At 70.3% G+C, this 23,583-nt stretch carries 17 protein-coding genes; 12 read left to right on the top strand and 5 right to left on the bottom strand.

The genetic code is table 11. From position 1 onward, the window contains the following. Positions 1 to 141 precede the first annotated feature (141 nt). Both ACYQ2W_RS18575 and ACYQ2W_RS18570 read right to left on the bottom strand, forming a co-directional pair. Positions 142 to 660 carry a pyridoxamine 5'-phosphate oxidase family protein gene (locus ACYQ2W_RS18575; RefSeq protein WP_459870489.1) on the bottom strand — a complete coding sequence of 173 codons (519 nt, stop codon included), beginning with the start codon at positions 658 to 660 and terminating at the stop codon, positions 142 to 144. Then, positions 657 to 1,043, bottom strand: a complete 387-nt coding sequence (locus ACYQ2W_RS18570) for a tautomerase family protein (protein WP_459870486.1) — start codon at positions 1,041 to 1,043, stop codon at positions 657 to 659. Before ACYQ2W_RS18570 ends, ACYQ2W_RS18575 begins: the two co-directional genes overlap by 4 nt. Positions 1,044 to 1,144: 101 nt before the next feature. Here ACYQ2W_RS18570 and ACYQ2W_RS18565 point away from each other — a divergent pair, with 101 nt between their 5' ends. The 9 genes from ACYQ2W_RS18565 (at position 1,145) to ACYQ2W_RS18525 (ending at position 14,739) form a co-directional block, all read left to right on the top strand. Beyond that, complete coding sequence (locus ACYQ2W_RS18565; RefSeq protein WP_459870483.1) at positions 1,145 to 2,032, top strand: LysR family transcriptional regulator; 888 nt, start codon at positions 1,145 to 1,147, stop codon at positions 2,030 to 2,032. After that, on the top strand, positions 2,029 to 2,364 hold the full coding sequence (locus tag ACYQ2W_RS18560; protein ID WP_459870480.1) for a helix-turn-helix transcriptional regulator: 336 nt from the start codon (positions 2,029 to 2,031) through the stop codon (positions 2,362 to 2,364). Before ACYQ2W_RS18565 ends, ACYQ2W_RS18560 begins: the two co-directional genes overlap by 4 nt. A 259-nt stretch (positions 2,365 to 2,623) precedes the next feature. Beyond that, the gene (locus ACYQ2W_RS18555) at positions 2,624 to 3,172 is read left to right on the top strand and encodes a YbhB/YbcL family Raf kinase inhibitor-like protein (protein WP_459870477.1); all 549 of its coding nucleotides are present in this window, start codon (positions 2,624 to 2,626) and stop codon (positions 3,170 to 3,172) included. Positions 3,173 to 3,409: 237 nt separating this feature from the next. Further along, positions 3,410 to 6,265 (top strand): class I adenylate cyclase domain-containing protein, encoded by a 2,856-nt coding sequence (locus ACYQ2W_RS18550; RefSeq protein WP_459870475.1) that lies wholly within the window; start codon positions 3,410 to 3,412, stop codon positions 6,263 to 6,265. Positions 6,266 to 6,614: 349 nt separating this feature from the next. After that, positions 6,615 to 8,912, top strand: coding sequence for an MASE3 domain-containing protein (locus ACYQ2W_RS18545; RefSeq protein ID WP_459870473.1), 2,298 nt, complete (start codon positions 6,615 to 6,617; stop codon positions 8,910 to 8,912). 209 nt (positions 8,913 to 9,121) lie between these two features. Continuing rightward, on the top strand, positions 9,122 to 10,348 hold the full coding sequence (gene nhaA, locus ACYQ2W_RS18540; RefSeq protein ID WP_459870470.1) for a Na+/H+ antiporter NhaA: 1,227 nt from the start codon (positions 9,122 to 9,124) through the stop codon (positions 10,346 to 10,348). Positions 10,349 to 10,697: 349 nt separating this feature from the next. Further along, the gene (locus tag ACYQ2W_RS18535) at positions 10,698 to 11,000 is read left to right on the top strand and encodes a hypothetical protein (protein WP_459870468.1); all 303 of its coding nucleotides are present in this window, start codon (positions 10,698 to 10,700) and stop codon (positions 10,998 to 11,000) included. Next, the gene (locus ACYQ2W_RS18530; protein ID WP_459870465.1) at positions 10,997 to 11,605 is read left to right on the top strand and encodes a hypothetical protein; all 609 of its coding nucleotides are present in this window, start codon (positions 10,997 to 10,999) and stop codon (positions 11,603 to 11,605) included. Before ACYQ2W_RS18535 ends, ACYQ2W_RS18530 begins: the two co-directional genes overlap by 4 nt. 5 nt (positions 11,606 to 11,610) lie before the next feature. Further along, positions 11,611 to 14,739 carry a CHAT domain-containing protein gene (locus ACYQ2W_RS18525; RefSeq protein WP_459870462.1) on the top strand — a complete coding sequence of 1,043 codons (3,129 nt, stop codon included), beginning with the start codon at positions 11,611 to 11,613 and terminating at the stop codon, positions 14,737 to 14,739. A gap of 418 nt (positions 14,740 to 15,157) precedes the next feature. On the opposite strand, the gene yjjJ is transcribed toward ACYQ2W_RS18525, so the two are convergent. The 3 genes from yjjJ to bioB all read right to left on the bottom strand — a co-directional run bounded on the left by yjjJ (position 15,158) and on the right by bioB (position 19,006). Continuing rightward, positions 15,158 to 16,483 carry a type II toxin-antitoxin system HipA family toxin YjjJ gene (gene yjjJ, locus ACYQ2W_RS18520; protein WP_459870460.1) on the bottom strand — a complete coding sequence of 442 codons (1,326 nt, stop codon included), beginning with the start codon at positions 16,481 to 16,483 and terminating at the stop codon, positions 15,158 to 15,160. A 239-nt stretch (positions 16,484 to 16,722) separates the two neighbouring features. Beyond that, the gene (bioF, locus tag ACYQ2W_RS18515; RefSeq protein ID WP_459870458.1) at positions 16,723 to 17,853 is read right to left on the bottom strand and encodes an 8-amino-7-oxononanoate synthase; all 1,131 of its coding nucleotides are present in this window, start codon (positions 17,851 to 17,853) and stop codon (positions 16,723 to 16,725) included. Between the two features lie 130 nt (positions 17,854 to 17,983). Next, entirely contained in the window at positions 17,984 to 19,006 is a 1,023-nt protein-coding gene (gene bioB / locus ACYQ2W_RS18510) for a biotin synthase BioB (RefSeq protein ID WP_459870455.1), read from the bottom strand. Between the two features lie 342 nt (positions 19,007 to 19,348). On the opposite strand from bioB, the gene ACYQ2W_RS18505 reads away from it, so the two are divergent. From ACYQ2W_RS18505 to ACYQ2W_RS18495, 3 genes are all read left to right on the top strand, one after another. Beyond that, the gene (locus ACYQ2W_RS18505; RefSeq protein WP_459870453.1) at positions 19,349 to 20,464 is read left to right on the top strand and encodes an RNA ligase; all 1,116 of its coding nucleotides are present in this window, start codon (positions 19,349 to 19,351) and stop codon (positions 20,462 to 20,464) included. A gap of 217 nt (positions 20,465 to 20,681) precedes the next feature. Continuing rightward, positions 20,682 to 21,425, top strand: coding sequence for a spermidine synthase (locus ACYQ2W_RS18500; RefSeq protein WP_459870450.1), 744 nt, complete (start codon positions 20,682 to 20,684; stop codon positions 21,423 to 21,425). A gap of 139 nt (positions 21,426 to 21,564) precedes the next feature. Next, on the top strand, positions 21,565 to 23,583 hold a 2,019-nt coding region (locus ACYQ2W_RS18495), incomplete at its 3' end, for a tRNA(Met) cytidine acetyltransferase TmcA (RefSeq protein ID WP_459870447.1).

Here is a 23,583-nt window from a genome sequence, read left to right as displayed (position 1 = left end):
CGGGCGCCCCCCGGATGCGCTCATGCGGCGTTGCCGTCCTTGGGAAGGGCTCGCCATTCCCGGCGGACGGCGCCTTGCCTGAGCGCATCCCGGGGGCGCTGATGGCCGATTTGTGGGTAAAGGGCAGGCCTAGGACCGCTCCTACAGGTGCAAAGGGGGTATGCGCTTCGGACAGTTCCAATAGACCTCCTCCACCGCCACCTCCACCGCCCGCGGCGCCGCCGGCCACCACCCGGACCACGCCGCCGGCTCGTCGAGCAGCCGCGCCGAGCCGTTGACCCGCAGCCGCGTCTGCGCCGCGAAGTCGATGAACAGCAGGCCCACGTGGGGATTCACCAGCAGGTTGCCGAGCGAGTTGAACATCCGGTTGCCCGCATAGTCCGGGAACCACAGGCGCCGCGGCTCCACCACCCGCGCCACCGGCAGCGGCGCGCCGTCCGCCCCCGCCTCGGTCCCCTTGAAGCTGCAATCGCAACGCCCCTCGGCATCGGCGGTGGCGAGAAAGAACATCGGCAGCCCCTCGATGAAGAGCGCCTTCTCCTCGTCCAGCGCGTGGCCGACGATCCGCCCGAGACGCACGGCACGCCCTTCGTCCCACCCCTCGTTGAAGCGCTGCTGGGCGGCCAGCTCGCCGGCATGGAACGGATGCTCCCCGCTCATCGGGCACCCGCCCGCCGCGCCGCCCGGGTCACCCCGGCGTAGCCCCAGCTCTCCGCCGGTAGCTCGTGAACGACGATGTAACTCGCCTCCGCCAAGCCGCCGAGCACCTCGCGCAACAGCCCGTCGAGACGGTCGATCAGCGCCGCCTTCTCCTGCGCATCGTTGCTGCCGGCGGTGATCTTCACCTCCAGAAAGGCGGTGGGCTCGGCGGGCGGTTCACCGCCGATGGTCCAGCGCACCGCCGCGGCGGGGGCGATCCGCACCGCGGTCACCTCGCGGCGCTTGCCGACGCACTCCACCAGCGCATCGGTGATGCCGACGGTCAACACTTCGGCCTGGACGGGGGTGACGGTCGGGTGAACGAGAAGATCGGCATACGGCATGACAACGCTCCTTGACTTGGGTGAGGGAGAGCGTAGGCTCGGGCCAATGATTTCGGAAACGATTAAATCGAATCCCACTCATCCATTTTTCGAATAGACCCATGCGAGACCTGGAACCCGAACTGTTGCGCGCCTTCGTCGCCGTGGTCGAAGGGGGCGGCTTCACCCACGCCGGCCGGCGGCTGCACCGCAGCCAGTCCACCGTCAGCCAGCAGATCAAGCGGCTGGAGGAGCGGCTGGAGACCCCGCTGCTGGCGCGCACCACCCGCGGCGTCGCCCCCACCGAGCGCGGCGAGCTGCTGCTCGGCTACGCCCGCCGGCTGCTCGCGCTGAACGACGAGGCGCTGGCGGCGCTGGCCGAGACCCGCCTGCAGGGCAGCGTGCGCCTCGGCGCCGCCCAGGAGGTGGCCGACGGCGGCCTGGCCGAACTGCTCGCCCACTTCACCCGTCTTCACCCCGGCGTCCACCTGGAGGTGCGGGTGGACGCCAACCTGCGGCTGCGCGAGGCGGTGGAGCGGGGCGAGCTGGAGCTGGCGGTGCTCTTCCAGGAGCCGGGCACGGCCGCCGGCGGCACCACCGGCTGCGAGGTGATCGAGCGTATGCGCCGGGTGTGGGTCACCGCCGCCGAGCGCACCATCGATGCCGACCGGCCGCTGCCGCTGGTGCTGCCGATCGGCCCCTGCCTGTTCCGCAACGCAGTGCTCGCCGCCCTCGACGGCGCCGGCCGCGACTGGCGCATCGCCCTCTCCACCCCCAGCCTCGCCGGTATCCGCGCCGCGCTGCGCGCCGGTCTCGGCGTCGGCGTGCGCACCGACCGCTGGCTGGAGCCGGAGCTGCGGGTGATCGAGCGCGGCCTGCCGCCGCTGCCCGACATCGAACTGGCGCTGCTGCGCTCCGGTGATGCCGGCGAACAGGTGGTGGAGCGCCTGCGCGCGGCACTGCACGAGGCACTGGCACCGCCGCCTCCCGCACGGAGGCTCGCCTCATGACCACCCCACTGCGCCGCCTGCGTGCCCTCGATCCGGCCCGCGAGTGGGAGGCGGGCGAGGTGAGCCGCCGCCTCAACCTGGGCGACTCGACCCTGCGCCGCCGCCTGCAGGAGGAGGGGAGCGGCTTCCGCGAGGTGCTGGAGGAGGTGCGCATGGTGGCCGGCCTGGCGCTGCTGCAGGAGACCTTCTGGCCGGTGGGACGGGTCGCCGAGGCGGTCGGCTACCGCTCCCACTCCCGCTTCAGCGAACGCTTCAAGCTGCGCTTCGGCCTCACCCCGGCGGAGCTGAAACGGAGCCGGGAGAGCGAAAACGGGGAGATGGCGAGCGTTTGAGGCGAGGCGGCCCTTCGCGGCGGGGTTAACCTCACCACCGTCGAACGTAGGGCGGATTCGCGATAGCGTAATCCGCCATGGTCGAAGGCACCACGACGGCACGCTGGCACGCCGCCTCCGAACACTACCGCATCGACGACGAGGCATCGTCATACGAAAGAGCGAAGGCCCCTTCGCCCGCGGCAGCCTCGATGCGGCGGATTACACTATCGCTAATCCGCCCTACGGTCCTTCCAACCCGAAAAAGGAGTCACCACCGATGAACCCGTTCACCCCCCTGCTGCTCGCCGCCGCCGTCACGGCCGCCCCCGCCGTTCACGCCTTCGAGCTGACCAGCAACGACATCCACGCCGGCCAGCCGATGCCCAAGGCCCAGGAGTACAAAGGCTTCGGCTGCGACGGCGAGAACCTCTCGCCGCAGCTCGCCTGGAACGGCGCCCCCGAGGCCACCCAGAGCTTCGCGCTGACCGTCTACGACCCCGACGCCCCCACCGGCAGCGGCTGGTGGCACTGGGTGCTCTACAACATCCCGGTGGCGACCCGCGAGCTGCCCGCCAACGCCGGCGACCCCGCCGCCCTGCTCGCCCCCGCCGGCGCCGTCCAGGGGCGCACCGACTACGGCAGCCACGGCTTCGGCGGCGCCTGCCCGCCCAAAGGCGACCAGCCGCATCATTACCGGTTCCGCCTGTTCGCCCTCGACGTCGACCACCTCGACCTCCCCGCCGAGGCCTCCGCCGCGCTGGTCGGTTTCATGCTCAACCAGCACAAGCTGGGCGTCGCCGAGCTGACCGCCACCTACCAACGCTGAGTCCCCCGGGGTCCTTTTCCACGCCTCATGATCAACGCGGAGTGCGTAGAGGCGCAGAGTTCGCAAAGAAAAAATTCCTCTTCTCCGCGTTCTCTGCGTCTCTGCGTCCTCTGCGTTTTGCAGCCCAAGCCAAACAGTCCCCCCGACGGCCGGCGCCAACCGCGGGACCGCCGCCGCCCCGCAGGCGATAACAATTGATTACAATCCGGTGGTGCTCCCGCCGCCCCGTGATTGCCCATGACCCATGCCAACGCCGTCCCACGCCCACCCGATCCCGCCACCCTCCAGGCGGTGCGCGGGCGCTTCCTTTCCCTCAACCAGGAGCGGCTTAAACGCACCCGCGAGGCCCTCGGCGAGCCGCAGCGGCTGTTCCTCGACCTGATCCCGCTGCTCTTCCACATCAACGACCCCAAGCTCCCCGGCTTCTTCTCCGAACTGGCCCCCGCGGCGATCCCCGACTACCGCCCCTCGCCGGCGATCCTCGACGCCGCCCGCGCTCTCCACCCCGGCTTCGACTACACCCACAAGATGCTGCGCGCCTATCGCATCCGCGCCCTCTTCCTGATGGGCTCGGCCGGCTCCATCGCCCAGTCCCCGGCGAGCGACCTGGACTTCTGGGTGTGCATCCCGCCCAACCTGGAACCGCGGGATCTGGAGGCACTGATGCGCAAGTGCTGGCTGCTCGAGGAGTGGGCCGCCACCCTCGGGGTGGAGGCCCACTTCTTCCTGGTGGAGGAGGGGGAGTTCCGCGCCGGTCTGCACGGCGTGGTCACCGACGAGAGCAGCGGCAGCGCCCAGCACCACCTGCTGCTCGACGAGTTCTACCGCACCGCCCAGCTGATCGCCGGCCACCCGCCCGCCTGGTGGCTGGTACCGCCGGAGCGCGAGCGCGACTACGGCGCGGCGCTGGAGGACCTGATCCGTCGCGGGGTGCTCGAGCGCGAGGCGGTGGTGGACTTCGGCGGCCTCGGCCGGGTGCCGCCGGGGGAATTCTACGGCGCCACCCTGTGGCAGCTCTATAAAGGGATCGACGCCCCCTACAAGTCGCTGCTGAAGATCCTGGTGATGGAGGGCTATGCCGCCGGCTACCCCGACGGCGAGCTGCTCAGCCAGCGCCTCAAGCGCGCCGTGTGGGAGGAGAGCGACGCCTCCGCCGACACCCTCGCCGATACCCTCGACCCCTACCTGCTGATGGGCCGCTACGTGGAGGAGTACCTGGCGGCGCGGGACGAGCAGGAGCGACTGGAATTGGCCCGCCGCGCCTTCTACTTCAAGGTGGGCGAACCGCTCGCCGATGCCCATCGCGAGGAGAACCCGCGCCGCCGCCGGCTGCGCGCCATCACCCAGGGCTGGGGCTGGGACACCCCCCACCTGCGCTTCCTCGACTCCCGCTGCGGCTGGAAGGCCGACCGGGTGATGGAGGAGCGGCGCGCCCTGGTCGGTGCTTTCATCGCCGGCTACCGCCGCCTCTCCGAGTTCGGCCGCCGCCACGGCGAGGCGATGGCCATCGGCCAGGGCGATCTGGCGCTGCTCGGCAACAAGCTCCACGCCGCCTTCGAACGCAAGGCGGGCAAGGTGGAACTGATCAACCCCGGCATCTCCGACCGGCTGGCCGAGGAGGCCCTGTCGATCCACCGGCTGGGCGGCCCGCTCGGCACCTGGTCGCTCTACCGCGGCACGGTGGACACCGCCCGCCGCGAGGGGCGCGAGCCGCTGCGCCGCACCCGCTCGCTGGTGGAGCTGCTCGCCTGGTGCCACTACAACGGGCTGATCGGCGCCGACACCGCGCTCCATTTCCACCCCCACGACGACCGTCCCGCCGACCGCGAGGTGAGCGCCATCCTGCGCTATCTGGAGCAGACCGCGCCGGCGGGGAGCCTCGAAGGGGGCTCCCTCGACGAGCTGGCCCGGTCGCCGCGGGTGCTGCGCGCGGCGCTCTTCGTCAACGTCGCCCTCGACCCGCTGGCCCACCACACCCGGCGCGGGATCCAGATCGCCAGCGCGCGCAACGATCCGCTGCGCTTCGGCAGCCAGGAGGAGAACCTGGTGGTCTCCTGCGACCTGATCGCGGTGACCAGCTGGCGCGAGGTGCTCACCTTCCGCCACACCGGCGAGACCGCGCTGCTCGACGCACTGTGCGAATACCTCGGCTGGGCCCCGCCCCACCGCGGCGAGGCGCCGCCGCAGCTGGAGGTGCATGGCGACACCTCGCCACGCTCGCAGCTGCTGGCGCGGCGCCTGGAGGGGGTGGTCGGCGAGGTGGTGGCGCACTACTACGGCGCGCGGGAGGGCGCCGCCCAGGGGCGCTACCTGATCCGGCTCGGCCGTGCCCACTACCTGCTGTGGGTGGAGGGGGAGGCACTGCACTACGAGCGCCACGACTCCCACCAGGAGCTGATGGCGCGGCTGGCCGCGCCGGCGGCCCGCTACAGCCCGCTGGCGGCCGACCCGCGGACCCTCGACGACACCCCGCTGCCGACCCTCTTCCGCCGCGACCAGGCGGGACGCATCCAGCTCTTCTACCAACCCCTCGGCCCGCTCGCCCGGGTCTACGTCCTCGACGAGCGCGGCTCGCTCTTCCACCAGGAGGTGGAGTACCGCTCGGATGCGGTGCTGCTCAGCCACTTCGAGCGCTTCTTCTTCTCGGTGCTGCCGCGGCGCCACTACGTCCAGGGGCTGCCGAGCAGCGACGTCCTCGACGACGAGGTGGCCTACCACCGCATCGACCGCGACCCCGACGGCCGTTGGCAGATCACCCCGGTGCAGCCGAAGGCGGAGCCCCCCCATCGGCGTTACTTCAACCTCCAGGTGATCGGCGAACGGGCCGGCACCGGCCAGAGCCTCTTCACCCTTTATTGCGACGAGCGGGAGTTCTCCTCCCTGGAGTACGGCGAGGGCCTGTTCCGCGCGGTGGCCGCCCACATCCTCGCCCGCCGCGCCGACGGCGAGCGCTACCCGCTCTACATCACCGACGTGGACATCGGCCAACTGCTCAGTGGAGAGGGCGGCGGCGAGGTGCAGACGATCCACTTCCTCAACTACAAAAAGCGCATCGAGGAGCGGCTCAACGAACAGCTGAGCGGCCTGCCGTAGGTCGGCGCTACCGCGCCGACGCAAACGGAGGCAGCGGGCTTCCGGCCGGGACGGCCCTTCCGAACGGAACATCCCGATCGGAAAACTCGGTGGAAACAACGAAAGCGGGGTGCCTTCGCTCGCGTCGGCGCCGCAGCGCCGACCTACGGAAAATCCTCACAGGCGCCTCGCGCAATCGCAGCAGGACTCCACACCGCGGACACCCATACCGCCCCCCCACAACCCCCCGGCGAGTTCCGTAGTTACCGTCATGGCACTACGTGATCCAACCCCTTTCTACCCGCCGGATACACTGACAAGATGGAAGCAAACCCGGCAACCTCGCCGGCCCAAGGCTCCAACGGCTCCCGTGCCCGCTTCCCCCTCCATCGCCGCCTCACTGCTCCTCAGCCCCCCGCACGGCCGACTGGCGACCTTCGTCTGGCTGCCGCCGCTGCTGATGGCGCTCTTCCTCGGCTATCTGAGCCGGCACAACGGACTGCTTTTCCACACCCTTGCCGAACTCTTCACCGTCGCCATCGGAATACTCGCCGCGGTGGTGGCGTGGAACACCTATCCCTTCTCCCGCAACCACCTGCTGATGTTTCTCGGCAGCGGCTACTTCTGGGTCGGCATGCTCGACCTGATCCACACCCTCTCTTTCGAGGGGATGGGGCTCTACCCCCTCGACACCGCCAACCACGCCACCCAGTTCTGGATCGCCGCCCGCGGCTTCGAGGCGCTGCTGCTGCTCGCCGCCCCCAGCTTCCTGCGCCGTCCGTTCCCCCCCCGTCACGCCTTTCTCGCCTTCGCCGCGGTGAGCCTCGGCCTCTACTGGCTGATCCTCCACGACCGTTTCCCTGACGCCTACGTGGAGGGCTACGGCCTCACCCCGTTCAAGATCTACAGCGAATATCTGATCATCGCCCTGCTCGCCCTCGCCCTGGCCCGGCTGTGGCGCCACCGCGGGGAGATCGGCCTCCATCAGCGCCGGCTGCTCGGTGCCGCCATCCTGCTCACCATGGCCGCCGAATTCCTGTTCACCAACTACATGCGGATCGACGACCCCGTCCTCACCGCCGGCCACCTGGCCAAGATCGCCTCCTATTGGCTGCTCTTCGTCGCCGTGGTCCGCCTCACCCTCACCGAACCTTTCCGCGCCATGGCCCACGACGCCACCAGCTACGACGCGATCCCCGACCCCACCGTGGTGGTGGACGGCAGCGGCGAGGTGCGCAGCGTCAACCGGGCCGCCCGCCTGCTCGTCGACCGCCCCGCCATGCAGTGCGTCGACCGCCCCCTCCACGCCCTCTTCCATGCCCCCGACAGCCCTCGCGGCGACTGCCCCGTGTGCCGCGCCATCGACCGCGGCGAGCCCAACCCGGCGGCCCCGATCCGGCTGCGCCGGGGGGCGCGCAGCTACGACGTCGTCCTCTCCCCGATCCAATCCGCCGACGGAATCGCCGGAATGGTCCACGTGATGCGCGACGTCACCGAGGAGGCCGCCACCCAGCAGGCCCTGGAGAGCTCGGAGGCGCGCTACCGAGAGATCATGGCGTGCGCCGGCGACGCGGTGCTGATCGCCGCCCCGGACGAGCGGATCGTCGACGCCAACCCCAAGGCCGAGGAGCTGCTCGGCTACCGCCGCGACGAGCTGCTCGGCCTGCGCGCCGAGCGGCTCCACCCGGAGGCGGAGTGGCCCGAGGTGAAGCGGGCCTTCGCCACCCTGGCCCGCGGCGAGAACTATCTGGGCCAGCAGCAGATACGCCACAAGGACGGCGAGGCGATCGCCGTCGAGATCCACGCCGCCCCGCTGCGCCTCGACGGCCGCGACTACATCGTCGGCATCTTCCGCGACCTGCGCGAGCGGCTCGCCATGGAGGCCCGTGAGCGCGACCTGGAGGCGCGGCTGATCCGCGCCGAGCGGCTCACCACCGCCAACGAGATCACCACCACCCTGGCCCACGAACTCAACCAGCCGCTGGCCGCGGTGGTCAACTTCGCCGGCGGCTGCGCCAACCGCCTGCGCCGCGGCGAGGTTGATCCCGAACAGTTGCTCCCCATCCTCGAACAGATCGCCCAGCAGGGGCGACAGGCCGGCGCCACCATCCATCGCCTGCGCGCCCTGCTGCGCGGCGACCCCTCCGAACCCCGACCGGTGGAGGCGACCCTCCTGACCGGCACGGTCGCCGCCCTGCTCGACGGCAAGCTGCGCCGCCAAGGGGTCCGCCTGCACCACCGCCTCGACCACCTGCCACCGCTGCTCGGCGACCCGTTGCAGCTCCAGCAGATGCTGATCAACCTGGTCGTCAACGCCATCGACGCGGTAAGCGACCTCCCCGCCGCGCGTCGGGTGGTGGAGATCGACGGCCGGCCACTGGAAGGGGAGACGATCGAACTACGGGTGCGCGATTGCGGACCGGGGGTGGCGGAGGAGGAGCTGGCACGGATCTTCGAGCCCTTCCACTCCACCAAGGAGGGGGCCCTGGGGATGGGGCTGGCCGCCTGCCGGACCATCGCCGAGGCCCATCGCGGACGGATCGAGGCGCACAACGATGGCGGCCTGGTGGTGCGGGTGGTGCTCCCGGCGGCGGTCGAGGGGGGATGCCGGAACGGCTCTCTCAACCGGCACCGCCGCAGTTGTCGAATAACGTCAGGTCAAAGGTGAAAGGTGAAAGGTCAAAGGGCCTTCGTTCAACGACCCCAAAACCATCCATGCCGTACAGCCTGAAGACGAAGCTCGGGATTGGCACGGCCACTCTTCCCTTTGACCTTTGACCTTTCGCCTTCAAACCCCGCCAGGCGCCCCCTACCCAACGTTCGTTCCGATTTCGACGGAACCCTCCCCCCCTGCCGCAGTCCCAAAAATCCTGTAAGGTGACCCGTCGATCTCCCCAGCTCCCCAACGACACCATGAACGACAACACCCCAGCCTCCTTCCTCGCCGCCTTCTTCAAGATGGAATCCGCCAGCGGCATCCTGCTGATGGCCGCCGCCGTGCTCGCGATGATCTGCGCCAACACCCCGCTGGCCGGCTACTACAACCTGTTCCTCGACACCCCGGTGGCGGTGCGCATCGGCGCCCTCGAGGTGGCCAAGCCGCTGCTGCTGTGGATCAACGACGGGCTGATGGCGATCTTCTTCTTCCTCGTCGGCCTGGAGCTCAAACGCGAGCTGATCGAGGGCGAGCTGGCCGACCGGCGCAACGTCATCCTCCCCGGCATCGGCGCCATCGGCGGCATGGCCATCCCCGCCCTGATCTACGTCGGCCTCAACGCCCACAACCCCGCCACCCTCGACGGCTGGGCGATCCCGGCGGCCACCGACATCGCCTTCGCCCTCGGCGTGCTGACGCTCCTCGGTTCGCGGGTGCCCACCTCGATCAAGATCTTCCTCACCGGGCTGGCGATCTTCGACGACATCGGCGCGATCCTGATCATCGCGCTCTTCTACACCGACAACATCTCCGTCTCCGCGCTCACCGTGGTCGCGCTTTGCCTGCCGCTGCTGGCGCTGATGAACTGGCGCGAGGTGGAGTCGAAGAGCCTCTACATGGTGGTCGGCATCGTGATGTGGGTGGCGCTGCTCAAGTCGGGGGTCCACGCCACTCTGACCGGCGTGGTGCTGGCGATGTTCGTGCCGATCCGCGTGAGCCAGAACGCCGGCTGCTCGCCGCTGAAGGAGATGGAGCACGACCTCCACGCGATGGTCGCCTTCTTCATCCTGCCGCTGTTCGCCTTCGCCAACGCCGGCATCGACTTCGCCGGCGTCGGCGTCGAGCAGCTGGTCCACCCGGTGCCCACCGGCATCGCCCTGGGGCTGTTCCTCGGCAAGCAGGCGGGGGTCTTCGGCTTCTGCTGGCTGGCGATCCGCGCCGGGCTGGCGAAGCTGCCCGACGGCGTCTCCTGGGGCACCCTCTACGGCACCGCCGTGCTCTGCGGCATCGGCTTCACCATGAGCCTCTTCATCGGCTCCCTGGCCTTCGAGGGCAACCTCGCCCACCGGGTGTTCGACGACCGCCTGGGCATCGTCCTCGGCTCCCTCGCCTCCGGCGTCGTCGGCTACCTGGTGCTCCGCGCGACCCTGCCGCGCCAACCCACGTAGGTCGGCGCTACCGCGCCGACGCGAACGGAGGCACCGCCCTTTACCCGTTCTGCCACGCCCCCCGAACGGGACACCCCGCCCGGAACGAGCGTCACCACCTCAGACCCCGCTGCCCTTGACCCGTTCCGCCACGCCTCCCGAACGGGACGCACCGCTCGGAACGCGCGTCATCACCCCAGCCCCGCTGCCTTCGTTCGCGTCGGCGCGGTAGCGCCGACCTACGAGACCGATACCCACCACGGGACACTACGCATTCGAGGAACCCGCGGTCGGGACGCGACGCGACGAAATGGAAATCCCCACCCGATGACGGATAATCCCCCCCATACCACCGCCACGGAGGGCCACCATGCGCACCCCCCTGCTCTGCCTCCTCGCCCTGCTCCCCATCGCCGCCCCCGGCGACGACTGCTTCTGCCTCACCGACCCCGACGACGCCGTCTGGTTCGACTGCGTCGAGCAGCGGCGCCCCCTGCAGACCGCCCCCCTCCGCTTCTGCCGCAACGCCGCCACCGGCGAGCGGGAACCGGTGGAGAAGGGCGAGTGGCAAAAGCTCCCCGCGGGCGAAGGGGCCTGCCGACCCTGCCGCCGGCTCGGCCACGGCCCCGACCAGCCGCGCCAGCTGGGGGACCAGCCGGAGCAGGAGCGATGAGCGCCCCCCGCCCCCTCGACCCCGCCCTGCTCGCGGCGCTCCTCACCACGCTGGCCACCGCCCTGCTCTACGCCGCCGGCTGGTCCTACGCCTACCACTTCTACGACCGCCTCAACCTGGGGCTGATCGGGCTGGAGATCCCGCTCGAATACCACTTCATCTACGGCTTCTGGGCCCTGCGCTGGGGCTGGTGGCTGCTGATCCCGCTGGCGATCGGCCGGCTCGCCTGGCCCCGCCACGGCGCCCGCTGGACGGCGTGGCTGCGCGGCGCGCTCCCGCTCTGGCTACCCCTCGCCTTCCTCGGCCTCTACGCCCTGGGCTGGGGCGCGGCGCGGGCCGACTACCGGGAGCATGCAGCCGGCGGCTTCACCCACTACCCGCTGGTTCGGGTGTGGCTGAAGGAGGAGAAGGGAACGGGGGGAGCGGCTCCCCGGCTGACGCGGCTGACCGAGTGGCTGCGGGAGGGCGGCTACCGGCTGCTGGTGGAGGGGAAGAGCCGGATCTATCTGGTGAAGACGGGAGGTGGCGCCGAGCCGTCGGTGGTGGTGATCCCCGCGGGCGAGATTCGGGCGATGCGGGTGGTGCCGGTGAATCCGGGGAGGTAGGGAGGATGGTTGGTTTCAAGCGTTGGTGGGTGGGGCTCCTGGTGGCGTTGGCGGTCGCCGTGGGCGCGGGTGCTGAGGAGGTGACTGAGGAACCGCTAGTCTCGTGGGTGATTCAGCAGTTTAAAGGCGACGGGGTCGAGACCCCGACCGATGAGGCGGTGGCGGAAGGTCTGAACTGGTTAGCGATGGTGGTACACCGAAAGGGCGATTACCGACTACTGGAACAGGCTGCCCTCGCTGCCTACCGATACTGCCTAACCAGGCTGGGAGAGACTCACCAGCAGACATTGATCGCACTCAACAGTCTGGAGTTTGCGATCAACGCCCAAGGCCGTTATGGCGAGGCGGAGCTGCTCTACCGGCGGGCGTTGGAGGTGCGTGAGCGGGTGCTGGGCGAGGAGCACCCGGATACGTTGGTGAGCGCGAACAACCTGGCGTTTCTCTATCAGCGCCAAGGCCGTTATGGAGAGGCGGAGCCGCTCTACCGTTGGGCGTTGGCGGTGCGTGTGCGGGTGCTGGGCAAGGAGCACCCGGATACGTTGGTGAGCATTAACAACCTGGCGGGGCTCTATGAGTCGCAAGGCCGCTATGGAGAGGCGGAGACGCTCTACCGTGGAGTGTTGGAGGTGAGTGAGCGGGTGCTGGGCAAGGAGCATCCGAATACGTTGGTGAACGTGAACAACCTGGCGGGGCTCTATGAGTTGCAAGGCCGCTATGGAGAGGCGGAGCCGCTCTTCCGTCGAGCGTTGGAGGTGCGTGAGCGGGTGCTGGGCAAGGAGCACCCGCAGACGTTGGGGAGCGTGAACAACTTGGCGGGGCTCTATGAGTCGCAAGGCCGCTATGGAGAGGCGGAGCCGCTCTACCGTCGGGCGTTGGAGGTGAGTGAGCGGGTGCTGGGCAAGGAGCATCCGGATACGTTAGTGAACGTGAACAACCTGGCGGCGCTCTATGAGTCGCAAGGCCGTCATGAAGAGGCGGAGCCGCTCTACCGGCGGGCGTTGGAGGTGCGTGAGCGGGTGCTGGGCAAGGAGCACCCGCAGACGTTGGGGAGCGTGAACAACCTGGCGGCGCTCTATCAGCGCCAAGGCCGTTATGGGGAGGCGGAGCCGCTCTGCCGGCGGGCGTTGACGGTTCTTGAGCGGGTGTTGGGCGAGGAGCACCCGGATACGTTGGGGAGCGTGAACAACCTGGCGGCGCTCTATGAGTCGCAAGGCCGTTATGGCGAGGCGGAGCCGCTCTACCGGCGGGCGTTGGAGGTGCGTGAGCGGGTGCTGGGCGAGGAGCACCCGGATACGTTGGTGAGCGCGAACAACCTAGCGTTTCTCTATCAGCGCCAAGGCCGTTATGGAGAGGCGGAACCTCTCTACCGTCGCGGGTTGGAGGCTCATGAGCGGGTGCTGGGAGAGGCGCATCCCGACACGCTCTCCACGCAACTCAACTGGATCGTCCTCCTGATCAACCAGGAGAAAATCCCCTCCGCGGTCAGGCAGCTCCGCCGCATGGACGCCCGCCTGCGCCGTTTCGTCTCGCTCCAGCTCACTACCACCCAACAGGAGCGGGTCCGCCTCAGTATCCTCACCGCCGAGACCCGTTTCCAGGACGTGGTCTTCTCCCTGGCCCTGCGCCATCCCGGCACCGAGACCCGGCGCCTCGCCGCCGATGTGCTGCTGCGCTGGAAGCAGTTGGCCGGGGAGCAGGAGGCGCGATTGGCGCGGCTGGTCCGCACCAGCCGGGATGAGCGGGTGGTGCGGCTGGCCAAGGCGGTGGCGGCGCGGCGCGGGGCACTTGCCCAATTAGTCAATCTGGAAACTCCCAAGCCGGAGGCGGTGACCACCGCCCGCGCCGAACTGGAGCGCGCCGAGGCCGAGCTGAACGCGCTCGGCTCGGAGCTGGTCGGCGACCTGGCCGAGCGGAGCGTGGAGTGGGAGGGGGTCCAGGAGCGGCTACCGGGCGGTTCGGCGCTGCTGGAACTGCGACGCTACCAGCCGGTGGATTTACGTACCGGAGAGCCGGGTGAACTCCATTGGCTCGCCCTGCTCCTCCCGGCCAGCCCCGGCGACGGCCCCGAGCTGTGGATCGAGGACCTGGGGCCGGTCGAGGCGTCGGCGGCTCCCCAGGCCCTACTGTCGCGGACCGGCTCCGACGAGGCCGCCGCCGACCTCTACCGCACCCTCTTCGCCAAGCTGGACCAGCGGCTCGCCACCTACGATCCGCTCTACGTGGCCCCCGACGGCCCGCTGGAGCTGGCCCCCCTGGCGCGCCTGCGTCTCGCCGACGGCCGCTATTGGGCCGAGCGCCAGTCCCTGCGCCGCCTGCGCACCGGTCGCGACCTGCTTCCGTCCCATCGGGGACGGACGGGGGAGGGCATGGTGGCCTACGGCGGCGTCGACTATGGCGCCTATCCGGAGACGAAAGGGGCAACGACTCCGGGGACCGCGGCAGCCGGGACGCAAACCCCGCTATTGGCCGCCAACCAGCGCCTTCGCGACGAGCGCGGCGCCTTCTCCACGCTGGCTCACACCCGCGCCGAGGCCGAGGAGGTGGCCCGCTATTTCTGGGACCACTACCGCCACCAACCGCAGGTGTTCCGCGACCGGGAAGCCACCGAGTCCCGCCTGAAGGGGCTGTCGGCGCCCCCCAAGGTGCTCCACCTCGCCACCCACGGCTTCTTCCTCAATCAGAACCGGGAGCGCACCGAGCGCCCCGCGACCCTCTCCGGGGTCGCCCTGGCCGGGGCCAATCTGGGCATGGCGGGCAAGCGGAGCGCGGCGGGGGAGGACGGCATCCTCTACGCCCTGGAGGCCCAGGATCTCAACCTGGAGGGGACCGAGCTGGTGACCCTCTCGGCCTGCGATACCGGCAAGGGGCGGGTGGACTACACCGAGGGGGTCTTCGGCCTGACGCGCGCCTTCCACATCGCCGGGGCACGCAACGTGATGATGACTCTGTGGCCCATCGACGACGCCCTCGGCCGGGAGTTCATGGCGGAGTTCTACCGCCGCTGGTTCGAGGACCCGGACCAGCCCCCCGCCGATGCGCTGCGCGCCACCCGATTGGCGTGGATCAAGAGCGACGATCCGCAGCGGCGCGATCCGCGGCACTGGGCGCCCTACGTGCTGGTGGAGCGGCGGTAACGCCCCGTCTTCGCGAGTGGTTCACCCCGGCGCCACACCTTCGTTTGAGGGTGGGGAGATGCATCCGTTCGCGTAGGTCGGCAATGCCTTGCCGACGCAAACGAGGGCTGCGGGGGCGGGGCCGCGGGGGGCTTTCCGAACCGGCCGTGCCGTTCGGACGGGTTCGACTCGGGATTCTCCATCGGTGCCTTCGTTTGCGTCGGCGCGGTAGCGCCGACCTACGGGCTGCCCGACGGTGTCTCTTCGGACACCCTGCCGCGCCGGCAGGGCGCGTAGGTCGGCGCTACCGCGCCGACGCGAACGGAGGCACCGCGTCTTTCCCGTTCCGCCCCACCTCCCGAGCGGGACGCCCCGCCCGGAACGATCACCATGACCTCAGGCCCGCTGCCTTCGTTCGCGTCGGCGCGGTAGCGCCAACCTACTCCGCGGATAGCGCCTCATCGATGACCTGCCGCGCCTGCTCGGCGATGTGCCGGAACCCGTCGCCGATCCGCCCGTCGGCGGCCACCCGGCCCCAATAGCGCAGCGCCACCTCCCCCATCGGCCGCCACGCCTCGGCGATGTCGCGCCGACGCGGTGGCGGCCGGTAGTCGCGCGGGACCACCTCGGCACGGGCGGGTGCGAAGTGCATCGGCAGCATGTCGTAGAGCGGCAGCAGGCGGAAACCGTCGCCTTGCGGGGCGAGGCTGAGGTTGCCGAGGTGCATGTCGCCGTTGGCGATCCACTCGCCGAAGGCCCGGGCACGGACCACCTGCCGATGCGCCTCCGGCGCCAGCCGTCCCGCCCGCAGCAAGGCCGCCGTGACCGCCGGCCAGCGCCGCCCGTCGCCAACGAACTCCGCGTCCACCGCCGCCAACGACAGGGCCGGGAGGCGCCCACCCCGGGGCGTGCGGTCGAAACGCACCGACTCCAGGAAGAGGCGCCCGCCGATCTCCAGGAGCTCGCTCTCGGCGGTCGCCACCCCCGCCTCGCGCAGCGTCGCCAGGGCGAGCTGCTCGGCCACCAGCAGGTCGCGCCAGCGGTCGGCCACGGCATCCCCCGCCGGCGGTGAGAACTTGACGATCACCGGCCCCCGCTCGGCGCAGTCCACCGCGAACTTGGGTTGCTCACCGCCGGCGGAGGAGCCCACCGCTCCGCCGGCCAGCTCCCGCTCCGCCAGCTGCGGATAATCGGCGCGGCGATGGAGCACCAACTGCCCGCGCGCCGCGTCGTAGCGCTCCACCGCCCGCTCGCCGAAGAGCAGATTGCCCGGCAGGTCCTCCCCCCACTCCAGCAGATAGCGGAGCACCGTATCGCCGCTCCAGGCGGTGGGATCGGGCGGATAGGGCGCGCCGAGATGCTGGGCGATGGCGCGGCCGAGGAACCCCTGGGGACGGGCGTCGTCGGCGAAATAGGGGAGCCCATCGAACAACCCCACCCCCGACTCCCCCGCCAGCCACGCGGGCGGCGCCCCCTCCACCGCCACCCCGAAGCCGTCGCCGGCCAGCGGGCGCAGCAGGGCGATCTCTTCGGGCACACCGTTGGCATCCACCGCGTAGAGCGGGATACGCCCGACCCCCACAGGCCGCTCGACGGTCAGGGCGTAACGGGTCGCGCGGCCGCGGCCGAAACGCATCACCCGCTCCGCGGCGCCACGCAACAGGCGCGAGACGGTGGGCTGGGAGACCCCCAGGGCGGCGCGGATCTCCGGTTGGGTCAGCGGACCGGCCGCGGTGCGAAAGAGTCGTTCGAGGGACGGGTCCATGAGTCGGTTGCCCGGGCGTAGGGTGTGCCGAGGTACGAGGCGCACCGCGTTGGGTGATGTACGGCCTTCGGCGGCCAAACAGGTTTGCCATCCCGAAGATGGTGCGCCTCGTACCTCGGCACACCCTACGCCAGTGTTGAATAGAAAAATATCCGACGTTATTTATTTAATTTTATTAAAAATCAATTCGTTAAAACCATAGGCACAAAAAAGAGAATTGATGTTGAATAGATAATGAATCAAACCAAGGCATCCAGCAAGCGCTCCACCTGCTCCTCCGTGTGCATGGCGGAGAGGGTGACGCGCAGCCGGGCGGTGCCGCGGGGGACGGTGGGGGGACGGATCGGGGTGACCAGCAGGCCGCGCTCCAGCAACCGTTCGCCGAGGCGCAGCGCCTCGGCGCTGTCGCCGACCGGCAGCGGCTGGATTGGGGTGGGAGAGTCCATCAGCGCCAGCCCGCGCTCTTCGGCGCCGCGACGGAAACGGGCGATCAGCTCCACCAGACGCTGGCGGCGCCACCCCTCCTCGCCGGCGATGCGCAGCGCCTCGCGGGTCGCCTCGGCCACCGCCGGGGGCAGCGCGGTGGTGTAGATGTAGCTGCGCGCGCGCTGGATCAGGTACTCGATCAGCGCCTCCTCGCCGGCGACGAAGGCGCCGAAGGTGCCGAGCCCCTTGCCCAGGGTGCCCATCAGGATCGGCACCTCCGCCAGCCCCAGGCCGAAGTGTTCGAGCGAACCGCCGCCACCCGCGCCGAGGACGCCGAGGCCGTGGGCATCGTCCACCATCAGCCGCGCCCCGTGGGCCTGCGCCGCCGCCGCCAGTTCGGGCAGCGGGGCGAGGTCTCCATCCATGCTGAACACCCCGTCGATGGCGATCAGCGCCGCCCCCTCGGCGAGGCGGGCGCGGGCGGCATCGAGGTCGTTGTGGGCGAAGCGCTTGAGGCGCGCCCCGGCGAGCCGGGCGGCGTCGATCAGCGAGGCGTGGTTGAGGCGGTCCTCGACCACCCCATCGTGGCGCCCGGCGAGTGCCGAGACCACGCCGAGGTTGGCCATGTAGCCGGTGGAGAAGAGCAGCGCCCGCGGCCGCCCGGTGAAGGCCGCCAGCGCCTCCTCCAGCTCGTGATGGGCGCGCGAGTGGCCGCTGATCAGGTGCGAGGCGCCGCTGCCGACGCCATAGCGCTCCGCCCCCCGCCGGAACGCCGCCACCACCCGCGGGTCGCCGGCCAGGCCGAGGTAGTCGTTGGAACAGAAGCCCACCACCTCCCGCCCGTCGACCCGCAGCAGCGGCCCGTCGGCCGCCTCCACCACCCGCCGCCGCCGATACAGCCCCTCGGCCGCCAGCCGCTCCAATTCGTCGTTCAGGTCCAACACGGCGGGGTCCTTATCCGGTCCTCGTGAATCACGCGGAGGAAGCAGAGACGCAGAGTTCGCAAAGAAGAAAATGCTTTCTCTTCTCCGCGTTCTCTGCGTCTCTGCGTCCTCCGCGTTTTACCGCCCAAGCTCAATGGGCGTGGGAACAGGTGCGGCCCCACAGGGCGGCGTCACCGGCGGGCGGGGCGGCGGGTTCGGGGCGGTTCTCGTGTTCGGCGCGCAGGCCGAGGCGGGCGAACAGCGCGCGGTCGCGCTCCGGTGCGGCATTGCCGGCGGTGAGCAGCTTCTCGCCGTAGAAGATCGAGTTGGCCCCGGCGAGGAAGCACAGCGCCTGCAGTTCGTCGCTCATCCCCTCGCGCCCCGCCGAGAGGCGCACATGGGCCGCCGGCAGGACGATCCGCGCCACCGCGATGGTGCGCACGAAGTCGAAGGGATCGGGGGGCTCCACCCCCTCCAGCGGGGTACCCGGCAACGCGATCAGGTGGTTGATCGGCACGCTCTCCGGGTGCGCCGGGAGGCTCGCCAAGGCGGCGAGCATGGAGGAGCGGTCGCGCCGCCCCTCGCCCATGCCGATGATCCCGCCGGAGCAGACCTTCAACCCCTCCTCGCGCACATGGGCGAGGGTCTCCAACCGCTCGTCGAAGCTGCGGGTGGTGATGATCTCGCCGTAGTACTCGGGGGAGGTGTCGAGGTTGTGGTTGTAGTAGTCGAGCCCCGCCTCGCGCAGCCGGCGCGCCTGATCGGCGTTGAGCGCGCCGAGGGTGGCGCAGGTCTCCAGGCCGAGCGCCTTGACCCCGCGGATCATCGCCTCGATCGCCTCCAGCTCACGCGCCTTCGGCGCGCTCCCCGAGGCCCCCATGCAGAAGCGCGCCGCACCGCGCTCCCTGGCCCGGCGGGCGGCGGCGATCACCTCGTCGACCGGCATCAGCCGCTCGGGGGTGACGCTGCGCTCGTGACGGGCGCTCTGCGGGCAGTAGGCGCAATCCTCCGGACAGGCGCCGGTCTTGATGCTGATCAGCGAGCTGATCTGCACCGCGTTGGCGTCGAAGCGCTCGCGGTGGAGCTGCTGGGCGCGGAACAGCAGGTCGTTGAAGGGGAGGTCGTAGAGCACTTCGATCTCATCGACGCTCCAGTCGTGGCGCGGTTCGGTCATGGCGTTACTCGTGTGGATGGGGACGAACGACCGCTCCGGGGGGGCAGGAAACGCAACCTGTAGGAGCGGCCCTTAGGCCGCGATGGCGCCCTCTCGGCCAACCCCGCAGGTCACTCAAGGTAAGGCGCTTCGAATCATCGCGGCCTAGGGGCCGCTCCTACAGTGAAACGGCGTCTCGACCACACGGACGCCATTGCCACCGCCCACCCTTCCTGGTCAAATCGTCGACGCATCGAAATGGGATAGCCTCCAGAATTCGGGAAGAGGAGGAAACCCGCCCCCAAATAGGGTTAAATCCCTGATTAATCGGCCACATGATCCCATATCCGGGGGAGAGCGACCATGACCTATCGGCCCCTCGACGCGGCCTCCCTGGTGGAGGCGCGGGAGAAGCGGCGCGTCATCGACGAGGAATACTACGGCCTGCGCTACCAGCGCCTGCGCGACGTGATCCACGGCGTGCCGCGCGGCACCGCGCTGTTCGACGGGCGGACGGTCTACGGCTACCCGCAGATCGGCCGGGTGCTGCGCCTCGACAGTGGGCTGGCCGAGCAGTTCGAGGCGCCGGTGTGGGCCGAGGAGAAGGTGGACGGCTACAACGTGCGCATCTTCCGCCTCGACGGCGAGCTGATCGGGCTCTCCCGCGGCGGCTTCATCTGCCCCTTCACCTGCGACCGCGCCGGCGACTTCATCGACCCGGCGCTGTTCGACGACCACCCCGACCTGGTGCTGTGCGGCGAGATGGCCGGCCCCGGCAACCCCTACATGGAGGGCTATCCGCCCTACGTCGAGGAGGATGTAAAGCTCTTCATCTTCGACATGATGCGCCTCGACCGGCCCGGCTTCCTGCCCCAGGCGGAGCGGATGGCGCTGGCCGAACGCTACCGCCTGCCGCAGCCGGAGATCTTCGGCCGCTTCGAGCTGGACCAGGTGGCGCCGCTGGAGGAGATCCTGCTCACCATCAACGACGACGGCCGCGAGGGGATCGTGCTCAAGGAGGATTCGCCGCGGGCCAAGCGGGCCAAGTACGTCACCAGCAACACCAGCGTCTCCGACATCCGTCTGACCGCCCACGAGATGCTCGACCTGCCCCCCGAATACTTCACCAACCGGATCCTTCGGCTGGTGCTGTTCATGGACGAGGAGGGGCTCACCCGCGACGCCGAGTTGCATCGTCAACTGGGCGAGGCGTTCCTCGGCGGGCTGTTCGACTCGGTGCGCCAGTACAAGGAGGAGGGGCGGGTCTACCACCGCTACCGGTGTCGCTTCCATTCGCGGGAGAACGCCGAGCGGCTGATCACCCGCCTCACCGCCACCGCCAAGCGCAGCCAGGTGCGCATCGTGCAGCAGCGGCTAGAGCACGACGGCGGGCACTGGCTGCTGGAGTTCGACAAGGAGTTCCTGCGCATCGGCGGCGCCTTCGGCCACCTGATGGGTGGCGGGCTGGTGTTCGATTGAACCCAACAGAAACGATGACGTAGGGCGGATTAGCGATAGCGTTATCCGCCGGATCGGAGCAGCCCGCGGCGAAGGTGCCCCCGTTCCCGGCGGATTACGCTATCGCTAATCCGCCCTACAGGTATCCATTCAAGGCCGTGATTCTCCGACAGATGATTCTCAACAAATCGCCGAGGGAAAGGTTCCCCCTTCGCGCAACTCCGCGGCCCTTTTTCCCATGGCGCTGATCTGGCTCCACCAGGCGGAGGAGAACCGCTACGAGGTGCGTAGCGCGGGCCGCTCGCTGCGCCTCTACACCAACGGCGTCTTCCACAGCCAGTACAACCCCGGACGGCCGCTGGCCGGCGGGGTGTGGGACCTGCTCACCCTGCCCGCCTTCCTCCATCCGCCCGGCGAGCTGCGCAGGGCGCTGCTGCTCGGCGTCGGCGGCGGCGCGGTGGCCCGCCAGTTGCTCCACTACTTCCCGGCGGTGAAGATCGTCGGCGTCGAACGGGACCCCCACCACATCGAGGTGGCCCGCCGCTTCTTCGGCCTCGACCTGCCGCGGGTGCGACTGGTCGAGGGCGATGCCCTGCAGTGGCTGGGCGAGCATCGCGAGGCCCCTTTCGACCTGATCGTCGACGACCTCTTCGGCGGCCGCGACGGCGATCCGCGGCGCACCGTCCACGTCGACGCCGAGTGGTTCCACCAACTGCTCGCCCACCTCTCCCCCGGCGGCGCGATCACCACCAACTTCGTCTCCGCGCTGGAGCTGGGGGACTGCGGCTGGAACCACGACCCGCGGCTGCGCCGGCGGCTCCCCACCGCCCTGCGGCTGGAGGTCCCCAAATACGAGAACGCCATCGGCGCGTTTCTCGACCGCACCGCCACCCCGGCCCAGTTGCGTCGGGCGCTGGGCGCCGCCGGCATCCGTCTCGGCCTGCGCTCCAACCCCCTCGACTACCGGATCAGCCGGCTGTGAGGAGCCCCTCCCACCAAGGTCGGCCTCCGCCGTTCGGTGGGTTTCGCTGCGCGCTTCCCACCCTACGGCCCTGGTATCGGGCGGGAAGCGTCGTAGGGTGGGAAGAGCGCAGCGAAACCCACCATTGCGAGGCACGGCGATGACCTCGTTGCACCGCCACCTGGTGGTCGTCCAGGGCCGACCCGCCGACACCCGCCCGATCGCCGAGCGGCTGCTCCGCACGGCCTCCGCCGAGGCCGACACCCTGTGGATCGGCGACGCGCCGCCCCACGGGATTCGCGGCGCACCACCCGCCAAGTTCCACCGCCTGCTCGGCGACGAGTGTGGGGTTCTGCTCTTCGACGCCCACCAAGCATTCGATCCCGACGCCTTCGGCGCCGCCGCCGGCACGCTACGCGGGGGCGGCACGCTGCTGTTGCTGATCCCGCCGTCCGAGGACTGGAACACCCCGTTCCTGCAACGGTTGCTACGCCAACTGCGCGGGGCCGACGGGGTACGCTGGATCGGCGCGCACGATCCACCACCGTCGATCTCCGTGGTGGCGCCCGCGGCCGACCGCGGCACCACGCCCACCGACGAGCAGATCCAGGTGGTCGAGGCGATCGCCCGGGTGGTCCACGGTCACCGCCGCCGCCCGCTGGTGGTCACCGCCGACCGCGGCCGCGGCAAGTCCGCGGCCCTCGGCATGGCGGCGGCACGGCTGCTCGCCGACGGGGTGGAGCGGGTGGTGGTGACCGCCCCGCGCACCGACGCGGCGGCGGCGCTGTTCGCCCACGCGGCGGACGGTTTGCACGGCTGCGTAACCACCCGGGGACGGATCGAGTGGCAGGGGCGCAGCATCGAATTCCTCGCCCCGGATCGGTTGATCGAGGAGCCCGCCGACTGCCGTCTGCTGCTGGTGGACGAGGCCGCGGCGATCCCCGCGCCGCTGCTCCACCGGCTGCTGGAGCGACACGCCCGGATCGTCTTCGCCACCACCGTCCACGGCTACGAGGGGAGCGGCCGCGGCTTCGCGATCCGTTTCCGCGCCACCCTCGACCGACTCACCCCCGGCTGGCGCGAGCGGCGGCTGGAGGCACCGGTGCGCTGGGGCGCCGACGATCCGTTGGAACGGCTCACCTTCCGCCTGCTCTGCCTCGATGCCGCCCCGGTCGACGACGCGGCGCTCGCCGCCACGCCCCCCGAACGGGTCACCATCGAACCCCTCCAGGCCCAACGGCTGGCCGCCGACGAAGCCACCCTGCGCCAGCTCTTCGGCCTATTGGTAAGCGCCCACTACCGCACCACGCCGGGCGACCTGCAGCAGCTCCTCGACGACCCTGCCGTCTCGCTGTGGATCGCCCGCGCCCCGTCCGGGATTGTCGGCGTGGCCCTGGTCATCGACGAGGGGGGCTTCGACGCCGTCACCGCGCGCGCTATCTTCGAGGGCCGCCGCCGCCCCCGCGGCCACCTGCTGGCCCAATCCCTTTCGCTCCACGGCGGCATCGAGGAGGCACCCTTGCGGCGCTTCGCCCGGGTGCGGCGGATCGCCGTCCACCCGGCGCTGCGCGGCCACGGCATCGGCCGCCGCCTAGTAGAGGCGGCCGCAGTGGAGGCCGGGCACCGCGGCCGCGACGCCCTCGGCGCCAGCTTCGGCGTCGACCCCGATCTGCTCCGCTTCTGGGATGTCTGCGACCTGCGACCGGTGCATCTCGGTTTCACCCGCGACCACGCCGGCGGCGCCCACTCGGCGATGGTGCTCCGACCATTGAACGAAGCGGGGAGGGCCCTGACCGAGGCGGCCCGCCGACGCTTCGGCGAGGGCCTGCCGCTGCTCCTCGGCGGCCCCCTACGCGACCTCGACCCGGCGCTTGCCGTCGCCCTACTGCGCCGGCTCCCCGTACCCGAGGCGCCCACCGCCGCGGAACGGCGGGAGACGGAAGCGGTCGCCCATGCGGCCCGCGGCGTCGATGCCAGCCTCGGCGCGTTGCGCGCCGTGCTGCTCTCGGCCCTCGCCAGCGACGGAGCAATCGGCGAGGCGGGGAGCGCCCTCGCCGTCGCCCGCCTGATACAACAAAGGGAATGGGAGGACTGCGCCCGGCGTTTCGGACTCAGTGGAAAACGGGAGGCCATCGCGGCCCTGCGCGCCGCCTTCCGGCATCTCCTTGCCCGAGCGGGA

It is taken from the genome of Endothiovibrio diazotrophicus, from assembly GCF_054657215.1.
This window is presented reverse-complemented; position numbering and strand designations above follow the sequence as displayed.